Origin of the sequence: Kineococcus terrestris (assembly GCF_041020755.1) — a bacterium.
GTDB lineage: Bacteria > Actinomycetota > Actinomycetes > Actinomycetales > Kineococcaceae > Kineococcus > Kineococcus terrestris.
Genome location: NZ_JBEUEI010000042.1, coordinates 1 through 22910, shown reverse-complemented (window position 1 = coordinate 22910; position 22910 = coordinate 1). Strand labels below are relative to the sequence as shown.

Annotated in this window: 22 protein-coding genes; 12 read left to right on the top strand and 10 right to left on the bottom strand. The window is 79.1% G+C overall.

Annotation, left to right across the window (positions count from 1 at the left end; genetic code table 11):
* Window positions 1-190 precede the first annotated feature (190 nt).
* Window positions 191-1798: a methyl-accepting chemotaxis protein gene (locus AB8M62_RS18215; RefSeq protein WP_369070474.1), complete on the top strand. Its 1608-nt coding sequence runs from the start codon at window positions 191-193 to the stop codon at window positions 1796-1798.
* A 17-nt stretch (window positions 1799-1815) separates the two neighbouring features.
* On the opposite strand, the gene AB8M62_RS18210 is transcribed toward AB8M62_RS18215, so the two are convergent.
* Both AB8M62_RS18210 and AB8M62_RS18205 read right to left on the bottom strand, forming a co-directional pair.
* Window positions 1816-2493, bottom strand: a complete 678-nt coding sequence (locus AB8M62_RS18210; RefSeq protein ID WP_369070473.1) for a ThuA domain-containing protein — start codon at window positions 2491-2493, stop codon at window positions 1816-1818.
* A gap of 40 nt (window positions 2494-2533) precedes the next feature.
* On the bottom strand, window positions 2534-3511 hold the full coding sequence (locus AB8M62_RS18205) for a helix-turn-helix transcriptional regulator (protein WP_369070472.1): 978 nt from the start codon (window positions 3509-3511) through the stop codon (window positions 2534-2536).
* A 103-nt stretch (window positions 3512-3614) separates the two neighbouring features.
* On the opposite strand from AB8M62_RS18205, the gene AB8M62_RS18200 reads away from it, so the two are divergent.
* The 5 genes from AB8M62_RS18200 (at window position 3615) to AB8M62_RS18180 (ending at window position 9083) form a co-directional block, all read left to right on the top strand.
* Entirely contained in the window at window positions 3615-4022 is a 408-nt protein-coding gene (locus AB8M62_RS18200; RefSeq protein ID WP_369052765.1) for a VOC family protein, read from the top strand.
* Window positions 4023-4108: 86 nt separating this feature from the next.
* Window positions 4109-4660 carry a phospholipase A2 gene (locus tag AB8M62_RS18195; RefSeq protein ID WP_369070471.1) on the top strand — a complete coding sequence of 184 codons (552 nt, stop codon included), beginning with the start codon at window positions 4109-4111 and terminating at the stop codon, window positions 4658-4660.
* Between the two features lie 160 nt (window positions 4661-4820).
* Window positions 4821-6107, top strand: coding sequence for an MFS transporter (locus AB8M62_RS18190; RefSeq protein ID WP_369070470.1), 1287 nt, complete (start codon window positions 4821-4823; stop codon window positions 6105-6107).
* 85 nt (window positions 6108-6192) lie between these two features.
* Window positions 6193-7641, top strand: coding sequence for a diguanylate cyclase domain-containing protein (locus AB8M62_RS18185; protein WP_369052760.1), 1449 nt, complete (start codon window positions 6193-6195; stop codon window positions 7639-7641).
* A gap of 44 nt (window positions 7642-7685) precedes the next feature.
* Window positions 7686-9083, top strand: a complete 1398-nt coding sequence (locus AB8M62_RS18180) for a diguanylate cyclase domain-containing protein (protein WP_369070469.1) — start codon at window positions 7686-7688, stop codon at window positions 9081-9083.
* Between the two features lie 141 nt (window positions 9084-9224).
* Here AB8M62_RS18180 and AB8M62_RS18175 read toward each other — a convergent pair whose 3' ends face one another.
* From AB8M62_RS18175 to AB8M62_RS18165, 3 genes are all read right to left on the bottom strand, one after another.
* The gene (locus AB8M62_RS18175) at window positions 9225-10004 is read right to left on the bottom strand and encodes a hypothetical protein (protein ID WP_369070468.1); all 780 of its coding nucleotides are present in this window, start codon (window positions 10002-10004) and stop codon (window positions 9225-9227) included.
* Window positions 10005-10051: 47 nt separating this feature from the next.
* Window positions 10052-11374 (bottom strand): cytochrome P450, encoded by a 1323-nt coding sequence (locus tag AB8M62_RS18170; protein ID WP_369070467.1) that lies wholly within the window; start codon window positions 11372-11374, stop codon window positions 10052-10054.
* Between the two features lie 79 nt (window positions 11375-11453).
* On the bottom strand, window positions 11454-12683 hold the full coding sequence (locus tag AB8M62_RS18165; RefSeq protein WP_373694997.1) for a saccharopine dehydrogenase family protein: 1230 nt from the start codon (window positions 12681-12683) through the stop codon (window positions 11454-11456).
* Window positions 12684-12834: 151 nt separating this feature from the next.
* Here AB8M62_RS18165 and AB8M62_RS18160 point away from each other — a divergent pair, with 151 nt between their 5' ends.
* Complete coding sequence (locus AB8M62_RS18160; protein ID WP_369052753.1) at window positions 12835-13296, top strand: ATP-binding protein; 462 nt, start codon at window positions 12835-12837, stop codon at window positions 13294-13296.
* A 6-nt stretch (window positions 13297-13302) separates the two neighbouring features.
* Here the strand turns inward: AB8M62_RS18160 and AB8M62_RS18155 are convergent, their stop codons facing one another.
* Complete coding sequence (locus AB8M62_RS18155) at window positions 13303-13989, bottom strand: haloacid dehalogenase type II (protein ID WP_369070466.1); 687 nt, start codon at window positions 13987-13989, stop codon at window positions 13303-13305.
* Window positions 13990-14205: 216 nt separating this feature from the next.
* Between AB8M62_RS18155 and AB8M62_RS18150 the strand changes: the two genes are divergently transcribed.
* Both AB8M62_RS18150 and AB8M62_RS18145 read left to right on the top strand, forming a co-directional pair.
* Entirely contained in the window at window positions 14206-14649 is a 444-nt protein-coding gene (locus AB8M62_RS18150; RefSeq protein WP_373694998.1) for a DUF2243 domain-containing protein, read from the top strand.
* Window positions 14646-15572, top strand: a complete 927-nt coding sequence (locus AB8M62_RS18145) for a cytochrome c oxidase assembly protein (protein ID WP_369070465.1) — start codon at window positions 14646-14648, stop codon at window positions 15570-15572. The genes AB8M62_RS18150 and AB8M62_RS18145 overlap by 4 nt, the downstream gene beginning before the upstream one ends.
* Here the strand turns inward: AB8M62_RS18145 and AB8M62_RS18140 are convergent.
* Window positions 15504-16292 (bottom strand): SDR family NAD(P)-dependent oxidoreductase, encoded by a 789-nt coding sequence (locus tag AB8M62_RS18140; RefSeq protein ID WP_369070464.1) that lies wholly within the window; start codon window positions 16290-16292, stop codon window positions 15504-15506. The two genes, AB8M62_RS18145 and AB8M62_RS18140, sit on opposite strands and share 69 nt — an antisense overlap.
* A gap of 102 nt (window positions 16293-16394) precedes the next feature.
* On the opposite strand from AB8M62_RS18140, the gene AB8M62_RS18135 reads away from it, so the two are divergent.
* Complete coding sequence (locus AB8M62_RS18135; RefSeq protein ID WP_369070463.1) at window positions 16395-16961, top strand: TetR/AcrR family transcriptional regulator; 567 nt, start codon at window positions 16395-16397, stop codon at window positions 16959-16961.
* Between the two features lie 10 nt (window positions 16962-16971).
* On the opposite strand, the gene AB8M62_RS18130 is transcribed toward AB8M62_RS18135, so the two are convergent.
* Window positions 16972-17787 (bottom strand): hypothetical protein, encoded by an 816-nt coding sequence (locus tag AB8M62_RS18130; RefSeq protein ID WP_369070462.1) that lies wholly within the window; start codon window positions 17785-17787, stop codon window positions 16972-16974.
* A gap of 46 nt (window positions 17788-17833) precedes the next feature.
* Window positions 17834-18478, bottom strand: a complete 645-nt coding sequence (locus AB8M62_RS18125) for a TOPRIM nucleotidyl transferase/hydrolase domain-containing protein (RefSeq protein WP_369070461.1) — start codon at window positions 18476-18478, stop codon at window positions 17834-17836.
* Between the two features lie 163 nt (window positions 18479-18641).
* Here AB8M62_RS18125 and AB8M62_RS18120 point away from each other — a divergent pair, with 163 nt between their 5' ends.
* Complete coding sequence (locus AB8M62_RS18120; RefSeq protein WP_369070460.1) at window positions 18642-19040, top strand: hypothetical protein; 399 nt, start codon at window positions 18642-18644, stop codon at window positions 19038-19040.
* A gap of 589 nt (window positions 19041-19629) precedes the next feature.
* On the opposite strand, the gene AB8M62_RS18115 is transcribed toward AB8M62_RS18120, so the two are convergent.
* The gene (locus AB8M62_RS18115) at window positions 19630-21657 is read right to left on the bottom strand and encodes a putative bifunctional diguanylate cyclase/phosphodiesterase (protein WP_369070459.1); all 2028 of its coding nucleotides are present in this window, start codon (window positions 21655-21657) and stop codon (window positions 19630-19632) included.
* Between the two features lie 169 nt (window positions 21658-21826).
* On the opposite strand from AB8M62_RS18115, the gene AB8M62_RS18110 reads away from it, so the two are divergent.
* Complete coding sequence (locus tag AB8M62_RS18110) at window positions 21827-22744, top strand: D-isomer specific 2-hydroxyacid dehydrogenase family protein (protein ID WP_369070458.1); 918 nt, start codon at window positions 21827-21829, stop codon at window positions 22742-22744.
* Window positions 22745-22910: the final 166 nt, after the last annotated feature.

Below are 22910 nucleotides of genomic sequence, written 5' to 3'. Positions count from 1 at the left end.
GCCACCGCCGCGGTGGAACGGGAGGCGTCCGGCCTCAGCCGGGCTCGTCGTCGTCGACCACCCGGCCCTCGCGCGCACCGGAACGCTCCTCCCGGGACGGCCCCGCGTCAAGGCCCGCCTCGGCACCGGACGGCGGGTGCCGATGGGGACGGGACCGCTCTCCGCACCGGGTCCCGGGAGGACACCGCCCATGTCGTCCACGCTGCGCCGCCTGCGCGTCGGCGCGCGCCTCGCGCTGGCCTTCGGCGTCGTCCTCGCCCTGCTCGGCGCGACCGGCGCGACGGCGCTGACGAGCATCGCCCGGCAGTCGGCGTCGCTGGACGAGCAGCGCGACCTCGACCGGGTCGTGAGGTTCGTGGAGGACCAGCGGTTCTGGAACGCCGACGTCACCGGCTGGCAGCTGGCGTACGCCTGGGACACCTACCGCGTCGGGCTGCCCGGGGCCGTCGAGGCGACCTCCGACAACCGCGCCGGGTTCCTGGCCTCCCGCGACGGCCTCGAACGGTCCCTCGCCGCGGCCCCCACGGCTCTCATGTCCGAGCACGAGCGCGAGACGACCCGGCGGATCGCCGCCCTGTGGGAGCAGTACTTCGCCGCCGACGACCGCGCCGTCGCCCTCTACCGCGCCGGCGACCTCGCGGGCGCCGAGACCGAGGTCCTCGACGGCGGGTTCGCCGTCTACAGCGAGGTGCTCGAGCTGACCGGCGAGCTGACCGCCTCCGTCACCGCCCGCGCCGGCACCGCCGCCGCGGCCGCCGACGACGCCGCCGCCCGCAGCCGCGCGCTCGTCGTCGCCACCCTGGTGCTGGCCGCCGCCCTCACCGTCCTCCTGCTGGTCGCGCTCACCCGCAGCGTCGTCGGGCCGCTGCGGCGCACCCGCGACGACCTGCGCCGCGTCGCGGCCGGCGACCTCACCGTCGTGCCCGTCGTCGACGGCCGCGACGAGTTCCGCGAGATGGCGCAGGCCCTGGAGGCGGCCGTCACGTCCACCCGCCGCACCGTCGCCGACGTCGCCTCCGGCGCCCGCGAGGTCGCCGTCATGGCCGAGGACCTCACCGGCCGCGCCCGCGGGCTGGCCGAGTCCGACGACCGCACCGCCGCCGACGCCGAGCGCGCCGCCCGCTCCGCGGGGTCGGTCTCCTCCGACGTCGCCACCATCGCCGCCGGCGCCGACGAGCTGGGGTCGGCGATCAGCGGGATCTCCTCCGGCGTGGCGCAGTCGGCGTCCGTGGCGCGCGAGGCCGTGGAGGCCGCCGAGGCCACCCGCGCCACCGTCGCCGAGCTCGGCGAGGCCACCCGCGCCATCGCCAGCGTCGTCGGCACCATCACCGCCATCGCCGAGCAGACGAACCTCCTCGCCCTGAACGCCACCATCGAGGCCGCCCGCGCGGGGGAGATGGGCAAGGGTTTCGCCGTCGTCGCCGGCGAGGTGAAGGAACTGGCGCAGCAGACCGCCTCCGCCACCGAGGACATCACCCGCAAGGTCGCCGCCATCGAGCGCGGCAGCGACGACGCGGCCAGCACCATCGGCCGCATCGCCGAGGTCATCGCCCGCATCGACGACCACCAGGCCACCATCGCCGCCGCCGTGGAGGAGCAGAGCGCCACGACCGGTGAACTGGCCCGCACCGTCGCCGGCGCGGCCGGCGGCGCGCAGGAGATCGCCGAGGTCCTCGCCGGTGTCGCCGGGGCGAGCGCCACCGGCCGCGCCGACCTGGAGGGGGTCCGCGCCGCCGTGGAAGCGTTGCAGGACACCGCGGGCCGGTTGCGCGAGGCCGTCGGGGCGTTCCGCGTCTGAGCTGCGCGGGCGACGGTTCAGCCGTCCGCGCGGCCCCGCAGCCAGTCCGCCTCGCGGCGCAGCAGCTCCCGCCGCGACGGGCTGTCGTACGAGCGCGGGTCGTGGCCCAGCGCGTCGTAGAGCACCCGCCCCGGCCCGCCGGACACCCACACCACCGGGTGGTCCACGTCCTCGTGCCGCGTGGTCATCAGCACGCGCGTCCCCGGTTCCAGCTGCAGCCGGCAGTACCGCTCGTCGAACGCCGTGACCGGCCCGTCCAGCACCGGGTGGTCCTCGCCGGGGACCGGGTCGAACCGCGCCTCGCCGATCGGCGGGTGCATCGACAGGTCGTCGATCCACTGACCGCCCACCAGCGGCACCCAGCCGGGCGCGTCGCGGAAGGTGTTCGCGGCCTGGTGCAGCGCCAGCAGGGGGGTCCCCTCCTCCACGACGAGCTGCGCCAGCCGCGCGTGGAAACCCGCCCACGCCGCGTCGTCGCCGTCGTGCGCCGGGTCCCGCCGGCCCGTGCCCGCGACCACCGCGAGCAGGTCCGCCCCGTCCACGTCCTCCAGCGCGCCCGGGGACGTGCCGCGCACGTCCACCTCCAGCCCGCTGCCCGCCAGCACCCGCGCCACCCGGAAGCCCGTGGCCGCGTCGTCGTGCCAGCGGTCCTGGTACCGGCCGCGTCCCACGAGCACCAGCGCCCGTGCCGCCATCGTCGTCCCCCTCGTCGTCGCGGTGGTCCTCGCGCCGACGCTACGGGAGGTGCTCCTCCCCGCCCGCAGCGGCCAGGCGCCGGGCCGTCCGCGCCAGCGCCTCCCGCAGCGCCGGCGGGTCCTCCACGACCACGTCGGCGTCGAACGCGGCCAGCCGCGACACCAGCCCCGTCCACGACCACGAGCCCAGCACCACGCGGCAGCGGTGCTCGCCGACCGGTTCCACCGACCCGTCCGGCACGAGACCGGCGACCCGAGCGGCCGGCAGGTCCAGCAGGACGCGGCCCGTGCACGGCCAGCCGGGACCGTCCCCGCCGCGCGTGCGCGCGTCCACGAACGCCGCCGCGTCCCCGCCGGGGACCTCGCGCGGGGCGAACCGCGGCCCCGTCGGCACCCGCGGGCGCACCCGGTCCAGGCGGAACGTGCGCCAGTCGCCGCGGTCCAGGTCCCACGCCAGCAGGTACCAGCGCCCCGCGCGCGCCACCACGGCGTGCGGTTCCACCCGCCGCGGCGCCGCCGCCGGGCCGTCCGGGGCGCCCGGGCGCTCGTGGTCGAAGCGCAGCACCTCCCGCGCCCGCACGGCCGCCGAGACCGCCACGAGCACCGCGGGTTCCACGTCCCCGGACCCCGGGGCGGCGACCGCGTCGACCCGCACCGCGTCCAGGCGCCCGCGCAGCCGCGCCGGCATCACCTGCCGCAGCGTCGCCAGCGCCCGCGCCGCACCCTCCGCCACGCCCGAGCCGCCCGTCGCCGCCGCCTGCAGCGCCACCGCCAGCGCCACGGCCTGCTCGTCGTCGAACAGCAGCGGCGGCAGGTCCGCGCCCGCCTCCAGGCGGTACCCGCCGGCCGGGCCCATCACCGCCCGCACCGGGTACCCCAGCTCCCGCAACCGGTCCACGTCGCGGCGCACCGTGCGGGGGCTGACGCCCAGCCGGTCCGCCAGCGCGTCCCCCGGCTGGTCGCGGCGCGCCTGCAGCAGCGACAGCAGCGACAGCAGGCGGGAGGAGGGGGCGCTCACCGGCCCAGTGTCGCCGCGAGTGCCGGACAGGACCTGACCGCCACTCCTGCGAACGTCGTGCCGTGCCGGTGGGGAGGTCCCGCCGCGCGACAGGAGGAGCACGATGAGCGTCGCCACCACCACCCACCTGAACTTCCGCGGCCGGGCGCGCGAGGCCCTGGAGTTCTACCGGTCCGCCACCGGCGGGGAGCTGACCGTCGCCACCTACGGCGACCTCGGCTCCGACGCCGCCCCCGCCGACCAGGTCGTCTGGGGGCAGGTGAGCGCCCCCAGCGGGTTCCGCGTCATGGCCTACGACGTGCCGCCCGCCCGGCCGCTGGAGCGCGGCACCGACCCGTTCTTCGTGTCCCTGCGCGGCGACGACCCGGAGGAGGTCCGGCGGCTGTGGGAGGCGCTGGGCGAGGGGGCGAGCGTCGCCGTGCCGCTCGCGCCCTCGGCGTGGGCGCCCCTGTACGGGATGCTCACCGACCGCTTCGGCGTCACCTGGGTCCTCGACGTGGCCGCCGGCTGAGCGGCCGCGCCGCGCGCCGCCGGGAACCGCGCGGCGCGCGGTGGCACAGTCGCCGGCGTCGGAGGTGTCGTGGCGAGGGGGACGCGGTGCGCGGGGGTTCGGCGGCGGGAGCGGCTGCGGCGGCGGTGGTGGCGTGCGCGCTGGCGGGGGCGGTCCTCGCGGCACCCGCCGCGGCCGCGGCCCCGCCCGCGGCGTCCTTCACGGTGGACGGGCTGACGTACACCTGGAGCGCGCCCGACGGCTCGGACATGGCGGTCCGCGCCACCCCCGGCGCACCGGACACGCCCGTGCCCGCCGCCGCGGACCCCGCCGCGCCGCCCCGCGCCCGGTTCCTCGGGGCTCCCGCGGTCCCCGCCGGACCGTCCACCGACTACTGCACGTCCTCGCCGGACAGCTTCCTCGGCGCCGACTTCCGGCCCGCCTGCACGGCCCACGACGTCTGCTACTCCCCGGGCGGCAGCACCGCCCGGCGGGCCTGCGACGAGGCGTTCCTCGTCGACCTGCGGACGGCCTGCGCCGTCGCCTTCGGCCCCGTCGGGGCGCTCGCGCTCGCCTGCCGCGCCGCGGCCGTCGTCTACCACCGCACCGTGCGGGTGGTCTCCCGTCCCTGGTACCGCGCCGCGGGCGACCCCGCCTGACCTCCGCCCCGTCCTCCCGCCGTGATCCTGCTGGTGGACCCAGCGAGATCACGGTGATCACGGACGGGTGAGCGTTCACCCGTCCGTGATCACGGCGGGCGGCGGTGGGGGTGCGGAGCGCTGGACGGCGGCGGGGGAGCGACCTCCGTAGGGTCGTCACGTGCCCCACCGGACCGCGGACGACCCCGGACGGCCGCGGCTGGGGGTCCTGCCCGGGTTCCTGGTCCTGCTGTCACCGGTCTCCCAGCTCGGCTTCACCCCCGTCTCCGTCGTCCTCGGCGACCAGCTCGGCCTCAGCACCGGGCAGGTCGGCGTCACCGTCGGCGTCTACCCGGCGGCCGCGGCGCTCGCCACCGTCGTCCTCGGCCCGCTGTTCGACCTCGTGCCCGCGCGCCGGCTCCTGCCGGTCGCCGTCGCCGCCAACGTCGTCCTGTCCGCCTCGCTGCTGCTGGCGCCCGGGTTCACCGGGCTCGTCGTCGCCCGCGTCCTCACCGGGTTCACCAACAGCGCCCTGCTGCTGTGCGCGGCGGTCGCCGTCGCCGACGCCAACCGCGGCCACGGCACCGCCCGCGAGCGCGGGTTCTCGCGCCTGCAGACGTTCACCAGCGTGGGGGCCGTCGTCGGCCTCGGTGTGGGCGCCGCCGCCGCGGGCCTCGGGCAGCCGCGGCTGTGGTCGTGGACCGTCGTCGGCTACGGCCTGCTGGTGCTCGTCCTCGCGCCCGCCATCGCGCGGCGGCTGCCGCCCGCCGCCGCCGGCGCGGCCGCCACCGGCAGCGCCGGGACCCGCCTGCGGGCCGTGCTCACCGACGCCGGCGCCGCGCTGCGGGTGCCGCGCACGGCCCTCGTCCTGGCCGCCGCCGGCGGGGTCGGCTGGGCGATCCAGGCCGCGCACTACGCCGTCAGCCTGCTCAGCGAGGAGCTGGCACCGCCGCTGTGGCAGCGGGTCCTGCTGGCCGTGATGATCCCCGCCGGCGTGTTCGCCGGGTCCCTGCTCAACCAGCGCCTGCTCGCCCGCACCGGCGCCGGGACGCTGTTCGCCCGCACCTACCCCGCGCTGCCCGTGGCGTGCGCGGCGCTCGGCCTCGCCGTCGCCGCGAGCGGGGCGTGGGCCGCGGCGGCGCTGCTGCTCGTCCTCGTCCTGCTCGGCGTGGTGCTGGGGATCCTCATGCCGCTGAGCCCCGCGGTGCTCGTCGGGCGCCACCCCGACCTGCGCGGCAGCGTCACCGCCGCCGACTCCGTCACCAAGGGCCTCGGGTCCGCCGTCAGCCCCGTCGTCCTCGGCGCCGTCGCCGCCGCCACCTCGCTGACCGGCGGCTTCCTCGTGCTCGCCGCCGTCGCGGGCCTGGCCGCCGTGGCCGCGCGCTCGGCCGCGGGTGTGCGGGATCGCGACCCTCATCCGCCGACACGCCGTCCGGGGACCTCCTCGTCACGGCGTGTCGGGGGATGACGGTCGCGATCCCGTACGCACCCCCGCTCGGGCGTCCGCCGGACGGACCATCCAGTCGCCGCGCCGGTGCCCCGAGCTTCTAGAGGTGCGAGCTGCGCAGACCCGGCGGGGGACGCCGGCCGCGCGCCCCGGGACCGGCGGCGAGCCCTCCGGCGACCCCCTGGGCGCGCTGCGCGAGGACCTGCTCGACGAGCTGGCCCGCACGGCCGCCGAGGAGCCCGACCCCCTGCCGCGCGCGCTGGACGCCGTCGCCCGGTACGCGGCGGCCGCCGCCGGGGTGCGGCGCGTGGACGTCGTCGCCGCCGACGCCGCCGGGCGGGCGGTCGTCCTCGCCGCCGCCGGCGACGGACCGGCGGTCCGCACCGGCGAGCGCCCCCTGCGCCGCGCGGGACGTCCCGTCGGGCGGCTGCGCTGGCACGGCGGCACCCCGCGCCTGCTCGACGACCGCGCCGTGGGCGCGCTCGAGCACCACCTCGCCGCCGCCGTCGACGAGCGCACCGCGCGCCAGTGGGCGCAGCGCACCGCCACCGCCGGCACGCAGCTGTTCGAGCGGGCCGCGCGCGCCGTGGGCGTCGAGGCGGCCGCGCGGGTCCTCGCCGAGGTCACCGGCGCGGTGTTCGCCACCGAGCGCAGCGCCGTCCACCTCGTCGACACCGGCACCCGCGCCACCCACGTGCTCGGCGTGGGGCTGCCGGCCGACGTGCAGGAGGCGCTGGACCGCCGGGTCGTGGGCACCACCGCCGCCGACTCCCCGGCCTGGCGCCTGCTGTCGGCCACCCGCGAGCCGGCCCTCGTCGACGACGCCCGCGACGTCCCCCTGCGCCCCGGCGGCTTCATCCAGACCCTCGGGCTGCGCTGCTTCGCCTCCATCCCGCTGCTCGCCCACGACGGGCTGCTGGGCGCCGTGGTGTGCGGGGACGTCACCCGCACCCGCGCCTGGAGCGAGCACCACCGCGCCCTGGCGCGCCGCTTCGCGGTGCAGGGCCCCGGCATCGTCGAGCTCGCCCGGCTGCGCGCCTCCGAGGCCGCCCACGTGCGCGAGCTGGAGCACCGCGCCTTCCACGACGCCCTCACGGGCCTGCCCAACCGCGCCGCGCTGCTGCGGGCGCTGGAGGACACCGCCGCCGGGGGCGTGGCGCTGCTGCTGGTGGACCTGGACGGGTTCAAGCGCGTCAACGACACCCTCGGCCACGCCGCCGGCGACGAGCTGCTGCGCCAGGTCGCCGGCCGCCTGCGCGGCAGCGCCCCCGCGGGGGCGACGCCGGCCCGCCTCGGCGGGGACGAGCTGGCGCTCGCCGTGCCCGGGGCGACCCTGGCCGCCGGGGTGGCGCTCGCCCACCGGCTGCACGCGCTGCTGCTGGAGCCGTACGACGTGGACGGCACCACCGTGCGCACCGGCGCCAGCGTCGGGGTGGCTGCCGCCCCCGCGGACGCCGGCGGCGTGCCCGACCTGCTGCGCGCCGCCGACGAGGCGATGTACCGGGCCAAGCGCGAGCGCACCGGCCCGCGCACCGCCCCCGTGGCGCGGTGCTGAGCGACCCCCTCCAGGCCGGGGACGGTCCGGTCGATGCACCACGGGTGCGGACGACGGTCGCCGTGGGCGGGAGGGTGCGCGGCCCCGGTGCCGGTACCGCGCTCCTGCGCGCCCTGACGCGGATCGCCGAGACCCGCCCCGAGCCGCTGCAGCCGCTGCTGGACGCCGTGGTCGACCACCTGGCGGCCACGACCGGGCCCGGCTGCGGAGCCGTCGTGCTGGTGGCCGCCGGGCCGGCGGCGGTGCCCGCGGCCGCGGCCGGGTCGACCGCCGGGGACGCGGTCGAGGAACCCCTGCGCCACGCCGGTGTCCTCGTCGGCGTCCTGCGCCTCCACGGCGGCGCCCGGCTGCCCGCGCCCGTCGCGGCCGCCGTCCGCCACCACCTGGCCGCCGCGCTGCGCGAGCGGTGCGTGCAGGAGCAGCTGCGCCGCAGCGCCCTCGTCAGCAGCCGCCTGTTCGAGCTGGCCTCGCGCGCCGTGGACCTGGCCGCCGCGGCGCTGGCCGTCGCCGAGGTCGCCGCGGAGGCGCTCTCGGCGTCGACGGCGGCCATCTACCTCGTCGGCCCCGGCACCGTCATGACGCACGCGCTGGGGGTGCGCCTGCCCGCCGAGCAGCAGGAGCGCCTGGCGCGCACCATGCTCGGCCGGCGCGCGGCGGACTCCCCGGCGTGGGCGCGGCTGCAGGCCGCCTACGACCCGGACGTGGTGGAGGACGCCACCACCATGCCCGTGCGCCCGGGCGGGTTCGTGCAGACGCTCGGGCTGCGCTCGTTCGTCAGCGTCCCGCTGCGCGCGGCCGACGGGCTCGTGGGCGCCGCGGTGTGCGGGGAGACGCAGCGCCACCGCACGTGGACGGCCGTGGACCGCGAGGTCGCGCGCCGGCTGGCCGAGCAGGCGCCCGTCGTCATCGAGAACGCGCGGCTGCGCGAGGCCGAGCGCGAGCACGCCCGCGAGATGGAGCACCGCGCCTTCCACGACGCCCTCACCGGCCTGCCGAACCGGTCCGCGCTGCTGCGCGCGCTGGGCGAGGCGCTCGACGGGCCGGGCGCGGTGGCCCTGCTGCTGGTGGACCTGGACGGGTTCAAGCAGGTCAACGACACCCTCGGCCACCACGCGGGCGACGAGCTGCTGCGCCTGGCCGCCCAGCGGCTGCGCGACGCCGCCCCGCCCGGGGCGACCCCGGCGCGGCTGGGCGGTGACGAGCTGGCGCTGGTGCTGCCCGGCGCCGGTGCCGGCGAGGCGCTCGCGGTGGCGCGGGCGCTGCACGGGCGGCTGGGCGAGCCGTACGACGTGGACGGCGCGAGCGTGCTGACCGGGGCCAGCGTCGGGGTGGCCACCGCCCCCGGGCGCGCCCGCGACGTCACCGGGCTGCTGCGCGCGGCCGACGAGGCGATGTACCGGGCCAAGCGCGAGCGCACCGGCCCGCGCGCCGCGGGCACCTGACCCCCGCGCCCCTGCTGACCCCCACCCCACCCCGTGGCGATCACGGACGGGTGAGCCCTCACCCGTCCACGACCACCGTGATATCGCTGGGAGTCCCAGCGAGATCACGGCGGGAGGGGCGGCGGGGGAGTGGGGGCGGGGTCAGCCCGAGGTGACGAGGACGTCGGCGACGTGGCCGGCCGCGACGACGGCCAGGGGGGCGGCGGCGACGAGCGCGGCGACCAGGCCGACGACGGCCGCCCCGCCGCGCAGGCGCAGCAGCCACGACAGGCCCGCGGACGCCAGCACCGCCAGCACCGGCAGCGCGGCGACGGCGTCGCCGGGCCGCGGCAGCGGGTCCAGCACGAGGACCCCCGCGCAGGCCACGAGCAGCACCAGCAGCGGCAGCCCGCGGGGCGCGCGGGCCAGGACGGCGCCTCCCAGCAGGGCCAGCCCCCACAGCGCCGCGGTCCCCGAGGCCGACAGCCACACCGCCTGCGCCGGCCACGCCGACCACCACGGCGGCGCTCCCGCGGACGGACCGGTGACGACCGCGGCGACGGCCCACCCGGCGGCCAGGACCGCCGGCAGCGGAGCCGCCGCCCGCACCGGCAGGACCTGCGTCAGCCACAGCAGCACGGCGACGGCGGCGGCCGCGGCCGTCGCACCCGCGTCCTCGCGGGCCACGTGCAGTTGCACCGCGCCCGGCGCCACCGGCAGCAGCCACCACAGGGCGGCCGCGGCCAGCCCGGCGCCCCACCCGGCGCGCCGGCGGGCGACGTCGAACAGCAGCAGCCCCACCAGCAGGCCCAGCGCGGCCACCGGGCGCTGCGCCGGGTCCAGCCGCCACCCCAGGCAGACCAGGCCGAGCAGCAGCACCGCCAGCGCGCCCAGGACCCGCCCGGCGACCGCGGCCGGGCGCGGTCCCCGCGCCGCGCGCACGGGCGGACGCTAGGCGAGCCCGGCCCTGATCACGACCCGGGCCGCGGTCAGACCGCGGCGAGCGGCGCGGTGCGCGGGGCGGTCAGCCGCACCCGCAACCGGAACGGGTCCAGCGTGCCGGGCAGGACCGCGCCCTCGCGCACCCCCGCCACGGCGACGGGTTCCAGGCCGCGGGCGGCCACGAGGCGGGACAGGAACTCCCCCGTCACCAGCAGCACCAGTTCGCGGCCCGGGCACCCTGCGGGCCCGGCGCTGAACGGCACGAACGGCCAGTTGCCCACCGCGGGCCTGCCGAACCACAGCGAGGGGTCGTAGGAGTTCGCCGAGGCCAGGCGCTCGTCGTCGCGGTGCAGGAACGGCGCGTAGGTGAAGAAGCTCGTCCCGGCCGGCAGCGTCCCGGTGGCCCAGCGGGTCGCCTCGCTCGCCTCGCGCAGCACCGCGGGGGTCGTCGGCCACAGCCGCAGCGCCTCCAGCACGGCCGCGCGGGCGTGCTGCGGAACCCCGTCCTCGCGCTCGCCGCCGTCCGCTTCCCGCTGCACCGCAGCCAGTTCCGCGGGGTGGGCGGCCAGCAGTGCGGTGGCCCGCACGAGCGCGATCGCGGCGGCGTCGAAGGCGAACAACCAGTGCGGCACCTGCCCGCGGGCGACCTCGTCCGAGGGCAGCAGCGTCGCCAGGCTGCGCGGTTCGGCCCGCGCCAGGTGCCGGGCCAGCTCGGCGTCGAACCGGGCGCGCACCCGGTCGCGGCGCGGCTTGAAGTACGCCCAGTTCGCGTCCTGGCGCAGCGACCTCAGCAGGTCGGTGACCAGCGTGTCGTCGCGGGCGCCGTCGCCCAGGACGACCCGGCGCACCGTGCGCCAGTAGGCGGGGACGAGCTCGGAGTGCCCGACCACGGCGCCCTCGCCGGCGTCGGCGAGCAGGGCGTCGACCTCCTCGCCGGCCACGCGGGCGAAGTGCTCCCCGAGGTGGTGGCAGCGGCCGGGTTCGAGCACCCGCTCGTTCAGCGCGCGCCGCCCGGGGCGCTGCGGCGGGTCGGTGATGAGGACGGCGTGCGGCTGGAAGTGCCGCAGCGCAGCGGTCTTCTCCCGCGTGGCGGGGGAGAAGGGCACCGGGCTCTCCTCCAGCACGCGGCGCGCGTCGCCGGCGTCGAGCACCACGGCCATCGAGCGGCCGGGGATCCGCAGGCGCAGCGGGCCCGGACCGTACCGGCGGCGCAGCCGCTGCAGGCGCCTGACGGCGCGGGCGTCGACGTCCAGGCGCTGCTGCAGGGCCGTCATCCGGGGACGCCGGACGATCAGGCCCCGCGCCACCAGCGGGACGACGATCCCGGCCACGACTCCGACGGTCTCGGCGAGGCTCGCTCGGGCCACCACGGGGTCCTCCTCGGGGGTCGTCGAGGTCCCATCCTCGCCCGGGACGGTGCCGCCCGCAGGTCGAGGACGCCCGCCGGGTTCAGCCGACGGGTTCGACGTCGAGGGTGAACCCGTTGTCCCGCAACCGCTCCACGAGGCGCTCACCGATCCCGGACGCGGGCGTCAGCACGCCCGCCGCCGACGGAAGCGCCTCGCCGTCCAGCGCCAGGGCCAGCGCGCTCTGGCCGAGCATCACCGACGTCGCCGCGTACCCGGGGTCGCCCTGCGCGGCCACCACGACCCGGTAGCGGCGCCCGGACTCCGCCACCGCGTCCAGCCGCACCCGGAACCGGCCGCCCTCGCGGGTGCGCTCGTCCGGGCCGGAACCCGGTGCGGGCAGCAGCCGGTCCAGCGCGGGGCGCAGCGGCCGCACCCGCAGCAGACCCGTCAGCGCCCCCAGCGCGCCCGTCAGCGCCCACGCGGCCGCGGGTGCCGCCGGGCCGCGGAAGACGGCGTCCTCGGCGTAGCGCAGCCGCGGGCCGTGGCCGAGCAGCGCGTTGCTGCGCCGCACGACGCGGGTGTTGTACGGGGCCATGACGAACGGGGCGCTCCACTCGCCGCGCTCCGGGCCGGGCCGCGGGCGGAACACGTCCGGCTGCGGTCCCAGGTCGGGCTCGGCCGCGCGGTCGGGGCTGAGCGCGTACGGGTCGGCCAGCAACCGGCGCGCGGCCGGGTCGCGGCGGGCGGTGTCCAGCTGCAGGCGCAGCGAGTCGACCGTGCCGCCGCTGACGCCGCCGCGCGCGGAGACCAGGTGCAGCACCGCCTCGCGCAGCGGGCCGGCGCCGTCCTCGCGGGCGCGCCGCGCGGCCAGCAGCACCGCCAGGTCGCTGGGCACGGAGTCGAACCCGCACGAGTGGACGATCCGCGCGCCGGAGGCGACCGCGTCGGCGTGGGCGACCTCGGCGCTGCGGTGGGCGAAGAGCACCTCGCCGGTCAGGTCGGCGTAGTGGGTGCCGGCGCGCGCGCACGCGCGCACCAGCGGCAGCCCGTGGCGCAGGTAGGGGCCGACGGTGGTGACGACCACGCGCGCGCGCCGCGCGAGCGCGGCCAGGGACGCCTCGTCGTCGGCGTCGGCGGTCAGCACCGGCCAGCCGGCGGCGGCGGGGCCGAGGTCGCCGTGGACGCGGCGCACGCGCTCGGGCGAGCGCCCGGCCAGCCCGACGCGGGTGCCGGGCGGGGCGTGCCGGGCCAGGTGGGCGGCGACCAGCCGGCCGACGAAGCCGGACGCCCCGAAGACGACGACGTCCAGGTCACGGGTCACGGGCGCCATCCTGCGGGCGCGGTGGCGGGTGCGCGAGGCGGAGGTCTCCGTCTGATCACAGTCCTCGTCACTGGTTGTGAGATGTGGTGACTCATGGTGTTGTACGAGGGCACCGACCATCCCCGACGCCGGTCGAGACCGCGCCGCACCTCGAGGAACCGTGGACCACCTGCTCCTGCACGCCCACCCGTCCGTCGCCGCGGCCGCCCGGCACTTCGTCACCGCCTGGTGCACCGCCCACGGCCTGCGCGCCGACGTCACCGACACCACCGAGCTGCTCACCAGCGAGCTCGTCGGCAACGCCCTGCGCCACGGCAGCGGGCGGATCGTCGTGTCCATCACCGACGGCGCCCCGGCGGTCCTCGCCCCGCCCGCCCCGCACCAGGTGCTCGTCACCGTCGCCGACAGCGGCGCCGGCCGCCCCCGCACCCGGCCCGCGCCCGCCGACGCCACCGGCGGCCGCGGCCTGCACCTCGTCGACGCCCTCGCCCGCGCCTGGGGCGTCACCCCGCACGCCGCCCCCGGCACGTGCCACCCGCCGCCGCCGCTGACCGCCGCGGGCCTGGAGGGCGCCACCGGCGGCAAGACCGCCTGGTTCACCGTGGACGCCGCGGGCGGCTGAGCGCCCTCAGCCCCGACGCCCGCGCAGGTCCGCCAGCGCCGCCGGCAGCTCCGGCAACCGCGCCACCCGGGCGTCGGGCGCGCGCAGGTGCGACGGCCAGCGCTGCCCGGTGCGGTCCACCCACGCGCCCGCCGCGCCCGCCCGCTGCGCGCCGTCGGTGTCCCACGGGTGCACCGCCGCCAGCACCAGCTCCGCGACCGGCACCCCGGCCCGCCGCGCGGCGTACCGGTACGTCGCCGGCGCCGGCTTCCACGGACCGACGTCCTCCACGCTCAGCGTCGCCTCGACCAGCTCGCGCACCCCCGCCTGCGCCAGGAGCCGGTCCGCCGTCGAGGCCGGCCCGTTCGACAGCGTCAGCAGCCGGTGCCCGGCCCCGCGCAGCGCCCGCACCCCCTCCGCCACGTCCGGGTGCGGCGGCAGCGCGGCGACCGCGTCCAGCACGTGGCGCACCGCCTCCTCGCGACCGGGCCCCTCCGGGGCGGGCAGCAGCGTCCGCAGCACCCCCTCGGCGATCGCGCCGAAGCGCGGCGCGGCCCCCGCCGCCGACAGCGCGAACCCGTCGCGCAGCACCGCGGTGAACCACCGCGGCACGTCGGCGGCCGTCAGCCCCACCCCGGTGAAGGCGTCCGCCAGCGGGGACAGGTCCGACAGCGTCTCGTTGACGTCGAGGACCACGACGGCGGGCTGGGGCACGGTTCCTCCCGGGGGTTCGGCGACGGCCAGCGTGCCGCCCCGCCCGGCGCCGGGCGAGCGGGACCGCCGTCCCGGGGTTGCGGGACGGCGGGCGGAGCGGTCCGCTGGGGGTGCACCTGCGGGCTCCAGCAGCGGGCCGCGACCGCCGGCCCGACCTCAGGAGACGCCGTGACCGACCCCGGACCACCCCGCACCGCCGCCGGCGACCGGCTCGCCGTGCAGCGCCCCGACACCCGCCGCTCCGTCCTCGCCGGCGTCCTCGTCGGGATCGGCGTGGCCGCGTTCGTCGACGAGGTCGTGTTCCACCAGCTCCTGCAGTGGCACCACTTCTACGACCGCTCCACGCGCGAGGCCGGCATCTTCTCCGACGGGCTGTTCCACGCCGTCGGCTGGACCGCCGTGGTCGCCGGCCTGTTCCTCTTCGCGCACCTGCGCCGCCTGGGCACCGCCTCGGTGCGCCGCGTCACCGGTGGCGGCCTGCTCGGCTGGGGCGGCTTCCAGCTGTACGACGGGCTCGTGCAGCACAAGCTCCTGCGCCTGCACCAGGTCCGCTACGACGTCGACCTGCTGCCCTACGACCTGGCCTGGAACGGCGCGGCCGTCGCCGGGATCGCCGTCGGGGCGGTGCTGCTGCTGCGGGCCCGGCGCGCCGACCGGTGAGCGGGCACGGGCACGCGCCCGGCGGCGGCCCGGGGACCACGCTCGTCGGGACCGGCGGCGCCGCGCTGGACCCCGTCACCGTCACCGTCGTGACCGCGGCGCTGGGCGCGGCGGTCCTGCTCGCCGGGTACGGCCTGGCGCTCGCGCAGCTGCACCGGCGCGGCGACGAGTGGCCCGCCGCCCGCACCGCCGCCTGGACCACCGGCTGCGCCCTGGCCGCCGTCGGGGTCGCCGTGTCCGCCTCGGCCGCGCAGGCGCCGCGGCCGTTCACCACCCACGTCGCCGGCCACCTGCTGCTCGTGATGGCCGCTCCGCTGCTCCTGGCGCTCGCCGCGCCCGTGACCCTCCTGCTGCGCACCGGTTCCGGGGCGCCGCGCGCCGCGCTCGTGCGGCTGCTGCACGGCCGGTGGGCGCGGCTGGTGACCCGCGCCCCCGTCGTCGCCGTCCTGGAGGTCGGCGGGCTGGCCGCCTACTACCTGACCCCCCTGCACACCGCCGCCCACCAGCACCCCGTGCTGGACGTCGCCGTCCACGTCCACATGGCTGCGGCCGGGTACCTGCTGGCCGCCGTGCTCGTCGGCCCCGACCCCGTGCCCGGCCGGCCCGGCGTCACCGGCCGGGCCGTCCTGCTGGTGGCGGTGGCCGCCGGGCACGCCGTCGTCGCCACCCTCGTGCACGCCCACGGCCTGCCCGGGGCGGGCGGCGCCACCGCCGACGTGCGCGCGGGCGGGCAGCTGCTGCGGTACGGCGGGGACGTCGTCGAGCTGGCGCTGGCCGTCCTGCTGTTCGCCGGCTGGTACCGGGCCGCCGGCCGCGGCGTGGAGCGCGAGCGCCGCCGGGCGGCCGCCGCGGTCTCAGGCCACCTTGACCGACCCGGCGTCCACGCTCCAGTTCTGCCCGAGCGCGCTGGGCATGAGCGGTGAGGCGAGCAGCAGCACCGCCCGCGCGATCTCGGCGGGGTCGGCCAGCTCGCCGGTGAGCATCCCGCTGCGCCGCGGCAGGTCCGCCAGGAAGTCGTCCTGCGCCACGCCGAGCGCGCCCGCCACCTGCGCGCCGAACCCGTCGGGGCCCACCAGCAGCGGGGTGCGGGTGCCGCCCGGGCTGACGACGTTGACGCGCACGCCCTCGGGGCCGACCTTCTCGGCCAGCCCGCGGGAGAACGCGTTGAGCGCGGCCTTCGCGGCGGTGTAGGGCAGCGGGGCGGCCATCGAGCGGCGCGCGGTGTCGGAGCTGACGCTGACGACCGCGCCGCGCGCGGCCAGCAGCGCGGGCAGGGCGGCGCGGGTCGTGCGCACGGCCGCGAGGAGGTTGAGGGCCAGGGCGTCCGCCCAGGTCGCGTCGTCGCCGTCGACGGGGTCGGCGAAGGACTCCGGGGCCGCGCCCCCGCCGCCGGCGTTGTTGACCAGGACGTCCAGGCGCGGGTCCTGCCCGAGCACGGTGTCCAGGAGCCGCCGCGGGCCGTCGCCGGTGGCGAGGTCGGCGGCGACGAAGGCGGCCCCGGTGGCCTCGAGCTCGGGGGTGGGGCGCCGCGCGGTGGCGACGACGTGCGCGCCCTCCGCGAGGAAGGCCCGGACGACCGCGAGGCCGATGCCGCGGCTGGCGCCGGTGACGAGCACGCGGCGGCCGGTGAGCTGCAGGTCCATGTCTTGCTCCTTCGTGAGTGGTGGAGCAACAACTGCAACACGCCTGTCGCAGTTCTGTCAACCGATACAGCGGTGTCTCATTTGTCGCGCTAGGCTGGCCCCGTGACGGTGACCAAGCGGCTGCGGGCCGACGCCGAGCGCAACACGGCGCGGATCCTCGAGGCCGCCGAGACCGTCCTCGCCGACGAGCCCGGCGCCCCCCTCGAACGCGTCGCCGACGCCGCCGGGCTGACCCGCGCCACCGTCCACCGCCGCTTCGCCACCCGCGCCGCCCTCCTGGAGGCGCTCGGCGCCCGCCTCGAGGACCGCTACCGGCAGGCGTTCGAGGACGCCGGGGCCCTCACCGGCGAGCCGCGCGCGGCCCTGGAGCGCCTGGCCGAGCGCGTCTTCGAGCTCAAGGTCGGCCACCGGTTCGCCGTCGGCCTGCCCGGCACGCCCGGCGAGGAGGTCCTGACGCGGCTCGACGACCTCCTCGACCGCCTGCGCGCGGCCGGGGCCGTCACCGCCGTGGACCGCGCCTGGTGCCGGGCCGTGTGCCTGGCGCTGCTGGAGCGGGTGCACGACCTGCCCGCGGCCTCCCCGGAGCTGGGCGGTGCCGACGAGGTGCGCGCCCGCGCAGAGCTGTTCACCCGCACCCTGCTCGGGGCGCTGGGCCCCGGCGCGTCCTGACGCGAGGGGCTCAGCCGCAGTCGTCCGCCGTGACGTCGCCCGCGTCGGCGCCCGCGCGCACCGCCACCCCGCGGCGCACCAGCTCGTCGGCCACGTCGACCCCGCGCGCCGTCGTCAGGCCGCCCGCGCCGTCGGCCGCGACCCGACCGCCCGTCGGCAGCAGGTCCAGCAGCTCGCGCACGTAGCCGTCGCGGCAGCCCGCCGGCACCTCGACGCCCGCCACGGGCACCGCGGCCGGCTCCCCGCCGTCCACGAGCACCACCGGCACCGGCCCGTCCGCCGACGCCGACCACGCGGTCACCGTCGCGTTCAGCGGCGGCAGGGACGGGGCGACGACGGCCGGGGCGCGGGTGGCGATCGGGCCGGTGCCCCCCTCGGTGCCGCGCGAGCCCGTCACCACGGTGACCACCGCGTCGGCGCCGGCGGCCCGCTCGGCCCGCCGCTCGTGCGCGACCAGGCCGCCGACCAGCACCACCAGCACCGCCAGCGCCGCCGCCCCCACCAGCAGCACGCGCCCGCGCGGCACGTCCGCGGACACGTCGGCCACCGCGGCCGGGACCGGCGGCGGCGCGGGCGGGTCCGCGGGCGCGAGCGGCGCCCACGCCGCCTCCCAGCGGGCCAGCTCGCCCTCCCCGGCCAGGTCCAGGCTCAGCAGCTTCCCGCGCGCGGAATAGCGCACGTCCACCGAGCGCACGCGGTGCGGGGGGCGGGCGTCGCGGTGCACGCCGACGACCACGGCCCGGCCGCCGGTGTGCGCGGGGTGCCCGGTGCCGCGGACCTTGACGAAGTCGCCGGGCCGCAGCTCGCCGGCGTCGGGTGCGAGCACCTCCCCCCATCGGCAGGCCGGGGCGCGGCTGCAGCGGCCGGCACCCTCAGCCGCCGGGGGGCGCGGGCGGCGCGGCCTCCGCGGGCGGCGCGGCGACGGCGGCGAGCAGCGCGCGCAGGCCCGCGGGCAGGTCCCGCGGCGACGCGGCCGCGGCGGCCGCGGCGTAGCGGGCGGGTTCCTTGCCGCGCGGCTCGCCGCCCGCGGCCAGCAGCGCCGCCGCGAACGACGGCCACTGCTCCAGCTCGGCCTCCAGGTCGTCGTGCCACACCGTGCACCCCGCGGTCGTCGTCGTCGGGTCGCCCGGCACCAGGCCCGCCGCCCCCGGCAGCCACGCCAGCACGGCCGCCGTCTGCCGCCGGTGCACCGCCCGCGCGCGCGAGCGGTTGCCCGCCCTCGTCCAGCCCCGCGCGTCACCGTCGACGACGACGTGGCACGCGGTGCCGGCCGCGCGCAGCAGGGCGTGCGCCAGGCGCAGCGGCTGCTTGCCGCCGGCCGCGACGACGGGCACCGGGCAGCCGGCGCGCCCCAGGAGGACGCCCAGCACCGCCCGGTCCGTGGCGCCCTCCACGAGCACCGCGCGCGGTGCCCCGGCCGCGGCGAGCACCTCCGGCGGCAGGTGCGCGGCCGCGGCCCGCGCCCGGTTGGCCGACGTGCCGGCGCCGGCGGCGACCAGCGCCCAGTCCACCTGCACGCGCACCCCCTCCCGCGGTCCCGCCGCAGCTTGCCAGTGCGCCCGTCCGGGTGGTCCTCGCGCGCCGGTCAGGCCCCGGGCTGCAGCCGGGGCCGCCGCCGGCCGACAGGGGAGGACGACGTGGTCCTTCACGGAGCGGGCCACCGGAGACCGTGGGAGAGACATGAGCACGCGCGACGGCGACCTCGACGGCGTCCACGACCCGTCGGCCCCCCGCGGCGCGCGGACCGTCGCGCCCGTGCAGGCCTCGGCGCTGCAGTTCGCCGCGTCGATCCTCGGCGAGGGCGGCTACACGCCCGAGGCCCAGCTGCGCGGGACGCTCGACGCGCCCGGCCGCGGCCACGCCGAGCCGCCCGCCCCGGTCGCCCCGGCGCCCGCCCCCGTCGCCCCGGCGCCCGCCCCCGCGCCCGTCGCAGCGCCGGCGCCCGTCGCGGCCCCCGCGCCCACCCCGACGGCCCCCGCGGCGGCTCCGGCTCCCGCACCCGCCGCGGAGCCCGCGCCGGAGGAGCCGCGCAAGGGCTTCTTCGCGCGCCTGCTCGACAAGCTCCTCGGCCGCGGCTGACCCCCCGCTCGCCCCTCCCCGCCGTGATCTCGCTGGGAGACCCAGCGAGATCACGGTGATCATGGACGGGTGAACGCTCGACCGTGCGTGATCACGGCGAGTTCTGGGCGGAGCGTGAACGGTCCGGTGCCGTGCGTCGTGGACCGCGGGCCGATCGGGCCACCGGGACGTTCCAGCGCGCCGACGCGCTGCGCGGCTGGCACGGTGTCCCCTCCAGTCCCGCGCGCCGGGACGCGAGCGCAGCACGGACGAGGAGCAGCACGGTGGCCGGCGGTGAGGGCGTCCCCTCGAGGGCGTTGCGGAGGGCGATCCTGATCCGCGAGCGGGAGGCCGCTGCTGCGCGGCGACGTGCCAGGGGCGTCGGCATGCGCCTGCCCCGCGCGGTCCCCGTCCCGCCCGCCAGCCGCACCCGCGCCCGGGGCACCGGTTCCGGCTGACCGCCGCCCGGGCCCCGGCCGGCCGTCGCGACGTCGCAGGGCGCACCCTTCCCCGCCGGGTCGCGCAGCTCCCCGGACCCCGCCCCCACCCCGCCGTGATCACGGACGGGTGAGTGCTCACCCGTGCGTGATCACGGCAGGGGGACGGGCGGTCAGTCCTGCAGGGCCGCTCGCGAGCGCTCCCGCAGCAGCGCGGTGACGTCCTCCGCCGACGCGGGCCGGGAGAAGTGGTACCCCTGCGCCAGGTCGCAGCCGGCGTCCAGCACCGTGCGGTGCACGTCGGCGTTCTCGATGCCCTCCGCGACGACCTGCAGCGACAGCCCGTGCGCGAGGTCCACGATCGAGCGGACCAGCACCTCGTCCGCGTTGCGCGCCAGCGGGTCGGGGGAGTCCAGCCCCATGACGAAGCTCTTGTCGATCTTCAGCTCGTCGATGGGCAGCGAGCGCAGGTACGACAGCGACGAGAACCCCGTGCCGAAGTCGTCGACGGAGATGCTCACGCCCGCCTGCCGCAACCGGCCCAGGACCTCCGCGGTGCCGGCCGGGTCCGTCAGCAGCGTCCCCTCGGTGATCTCCAGCCGCAGCTGGCGGGAGGGGACCCCCGCGGCGGCCAGGTGGTCCAGCACGGTCTCCACGAAACCCCGCCGCTGCACGCAGCGCGGCGGGACGTTCACCGCCACCTGCACCTCGTGGCCCATCGCGCTCCACGCCGACACCTGCCGCAGCGCCAGCGACAGCACCTTCCACGTCAGCGGCTCGGCCAGCGCCGTGCTCTCGGCGACGGGCACGAACGCGAACGGCGCGAGCAGCCCGCGGTGGGGGTGGCGCCAGCGCACCAGCGCCTCCACGCCGTGCACCGCGCCGGTGCCCGCGTCGACCTTCGTCTGGTAGTGCAGGAACAGCTGGTCGTCGGCCTGCAGCGCGGTGCGCAGGTCGGCCAGCGTGGACAGCCGCTGCGAGGAGTGCTCGTCGTCGGCGGGGTCGTAGACGGCCACGCCCGCGCCGCGCTCCTTGGCGGTGTACATCGCGATGTCCGCGCGCCGCAGCAGGTTCTCGATCTCCTCGGCCACGTCCCCGCGGTCGGCGGCGGCCGCGCAGCGGCGGGTGGCGACGCCCACGCTGGCGTCCACGTCGACCGAGATGCCCGCGACCTGCAGGTCCCCGGTGAGGGCGTGCCGCAACCGCTCGGCGACGCGGTGGGCGTCGGCGCCACCGCTGCCGGGCAGCACCACGGCGAACTCGTCGCCGCCCAGCCGGGTCAGCACGTCGTGGCCGCGGATGGCGGTCGACAGGCGCGTCGCCACCTGCCGCAGCAGGTCGTCGCCGCACGCGTGCCCGAGGGTGTCGTTGACCTCCTTGAACCGGTCGAGGTCGATCATCAGCACCGACACCTCGGCGTGCGGGTCGGCGCCCAGCGCCTCCTCCAGCCGCGTTCGCAGCGCCGCCCGGTTGGGCAGGCCGGTGAGCGTGTCGTGCGTGGCGCGGTGCTGCATCTGCGCCAGCAGCCCCTCCTGGCGCAGCCGGGACGCCTCCGCCAGCCGCCACGTCGTCAGCGCGCCCGCGCACGCGGCGGCGAACAGGACGGCGTGCACGCCGGCGAAGTACCAGGGGTGGTCGTGCGCGAGGGCGTTGTGGAACACCACGCGCGGGAACACCGCGCCGACGATGCCGTGCTGGAACAGCACGTACCCCACGGCGACCGTGAACGGCGCCCACGCCTCGTACAGGGCGACGACGGGCACCATGACGAAGAAGTGGAAGTGCGCCTCCGTCCACCCCTGGGAGATCTGCACGACGAACCCCGAGGCCACCACCAGGCCCAGGCTGGAGGCGCACGAGCGCACCCGGTTCGGCAGCCGCGGCGGCAGGTCCTCGTCGCCGGCGGCGTGCCGGCGCAGCTCGTCCAGCTGCGCGACGCCCAGCAGCAGGGCCAGCACCGCGCCGAACGCCAGCGACTCCAGCACCGGCATCCGCCACAGCAGCGCGTACAGCGGGACGGCGACCACGTGCACGAGCAGCACCGCGCACACCCAGCGGTGCCGCCGTCGCCACTCCAGCTCGGGCAGGGCGTGACCGCGCGGCAGCCAGCGCAGCGGTCCGCGGCGGGCGGTCGGCGCGGGCGCCGCCGGCGACGGCGCGGGGGGCCGGTGCGGGGGCCGGGCACCGGACAGCAGGCTCATGCGCCCAGTCTCGACAACCGGCGCACCGGGCTGGAGACGGGGAGTGTCGTCCGGGCGCGGTTGCACCCGTCCGGCCCACCGGGGTGCGCCGCGGGCCCGCTCTGGGAGGGTGGGGCGACCCGGGCGCCGCCGACCGGTGCGCCCGCCGCAGCGGAGAGGAACCGCCCCGATGGCCGACGTCGCCGTGCACCTCGGACCCGACCAGCCCGACCACCTCGCCGACGCGGTGCGCCGCGGCGGGGGCCGGCTCGTGGACCTGGAGGAGGCCGAGGCCGTCGTGTGGGGAGCGGGCGCCGGGACCTTCCCCGGCTCGCTGCCGGACGGCGTGCGCTGGGTGCAGCTGCCCTCGGCGGGCATCGAGAGCTGGCTGTCCTCCGGGCTCGTGGACGGCGAGCGGACGTGGACGTCCGCCGTCGGCGCCTACTCCACGCAGGTCGCCGAGCACGCCGTCGCGCTGCTGCTGGCCGGGGTGCGCGGCCTCGCGCTCGCGGCCCGGCGCACCACGTGGGACGAGGACGGGGTCGGGGGGCCGCAGACGAGCCTGGCCGGGGCCACCGTCGCGATCGTCGGGGCCGGCGGCATCGGGACGGCGATGATCCCCGCGCTGGACGGCCTCGGCGCGCGCGTCCTGGCCGTCACCCGCCGCGGCCGCCCCGTGGACGGCGCCGCGGAGACCCTGCCCGCCGACCGCCTCGGCGAGGTGTGGGAGCGCGCCGACCACGTCGTGCTCGCCGCGCCCGCCACCGCCGAGACGCGGGCTCTCGTCGGTGCCGACGAGCTCGCCGCCCTCGGGCCGCGCGGGTGGCTCGTCAACATCGCCCGCGGCTCCCTCGTGGACACCGACGCCCTCGTCGCCGCCCTGGACGCCGGCGCGATCGCCGGTGCCGCCCTCGACGTCACCGACCCCGAGCCGCTGCCCGACGGGCACCCGCTGTGGACGCACGAGCGGGCGCTGGTCACCCCGCACGTGGCGAACCCGCCGCAGCTGCAGGCCGGGGCGCTGGCCGAGCGCGTGGCCGAGAACGTGCGCCGCTTCGCCGCGGGCGAGGACCTGCTGGGCGTCGTGGACGTGGACGCCGGCTACTGACCCCGGGCGCCCCCCGGCCCGGCGCCTCCCGCGGGCCGGGTCGCGGGCCGGGGGGGGGGGGGGGGGGGGGGGGGGGGGGGGGGGGGGGGGGGGGGGGGGGGGGGGGGGGGGGGGGGGGGGGGGGGGGGGGGGGGGGGGGGGGGGGGGGGGGGGGGGGGGGGGGGGG

What these genes read in the sequence shown, in the direction of transcription:
- AB8M62_RS18200 (WP_369052765.1), top strand. Translation starts at nt 3,615, where the DNA reads ATGAGCGTCGCCACCACCACCCACCTGAACTTCCGCGGCCGGGCGCGC.
- AB8M62_RS18165 (WP_373694997.1), bottom strand. Translation starts at nt 12,683, where the DNA reads ATGGCGCCCGTGACCCGTGACCTGGACGTCGTCGTCTTCGGGGCGTCC.
- AB8M62_RS18140 (WP_369070464.1), bottom strand. Translation starts at nt 16,292, where the DNA reads ATGGACCTGCAGCTCACCGGCCGCCGCGTGCTCGTCACCGGCGCCAGC.
- AB8M62_RS18215 (WP_369070474.1), top strand. Translation starts at nt 191, where the DNA reads ATGTCGTCCACGCTGCGCCGCCTGCGCGTCGGCGCGCGCCTCGCGCTG.
- AB8M62_RS18210 (WP_369070473.1), bottom strand. Translation starts at nt 2,493, where the DNA reads ATGGCGGCACGGGCGCTGGTGCTCGTGGGACGCGGCCGGTACCAGGAC.
- AB8M62_RS18115 (WP_369070459.1), bottom strand. Translation starts at nt 21,657, where the DNA reads ATGAGCCTGCTGTCCGGTGCCCGGCCCCCGCACCGGCCCCCCGCGCCG.
- AB8M62_RS18110 (WP_369070458.1), top strand. Translation starts at nt 21,827, where the DNA reads ATGGCCGACGTCGCCGTGCACCTCGGACCCGACCAGCCCGACCACCTC.
- AB8M62_RS18120 (WP_369070460.1), top strand. Translation starts at nt 18,642, where the DNA reads ATGAGCACGCGCGACGGCGACCTCGACGGCGTCCACGACCCGTCGGCC.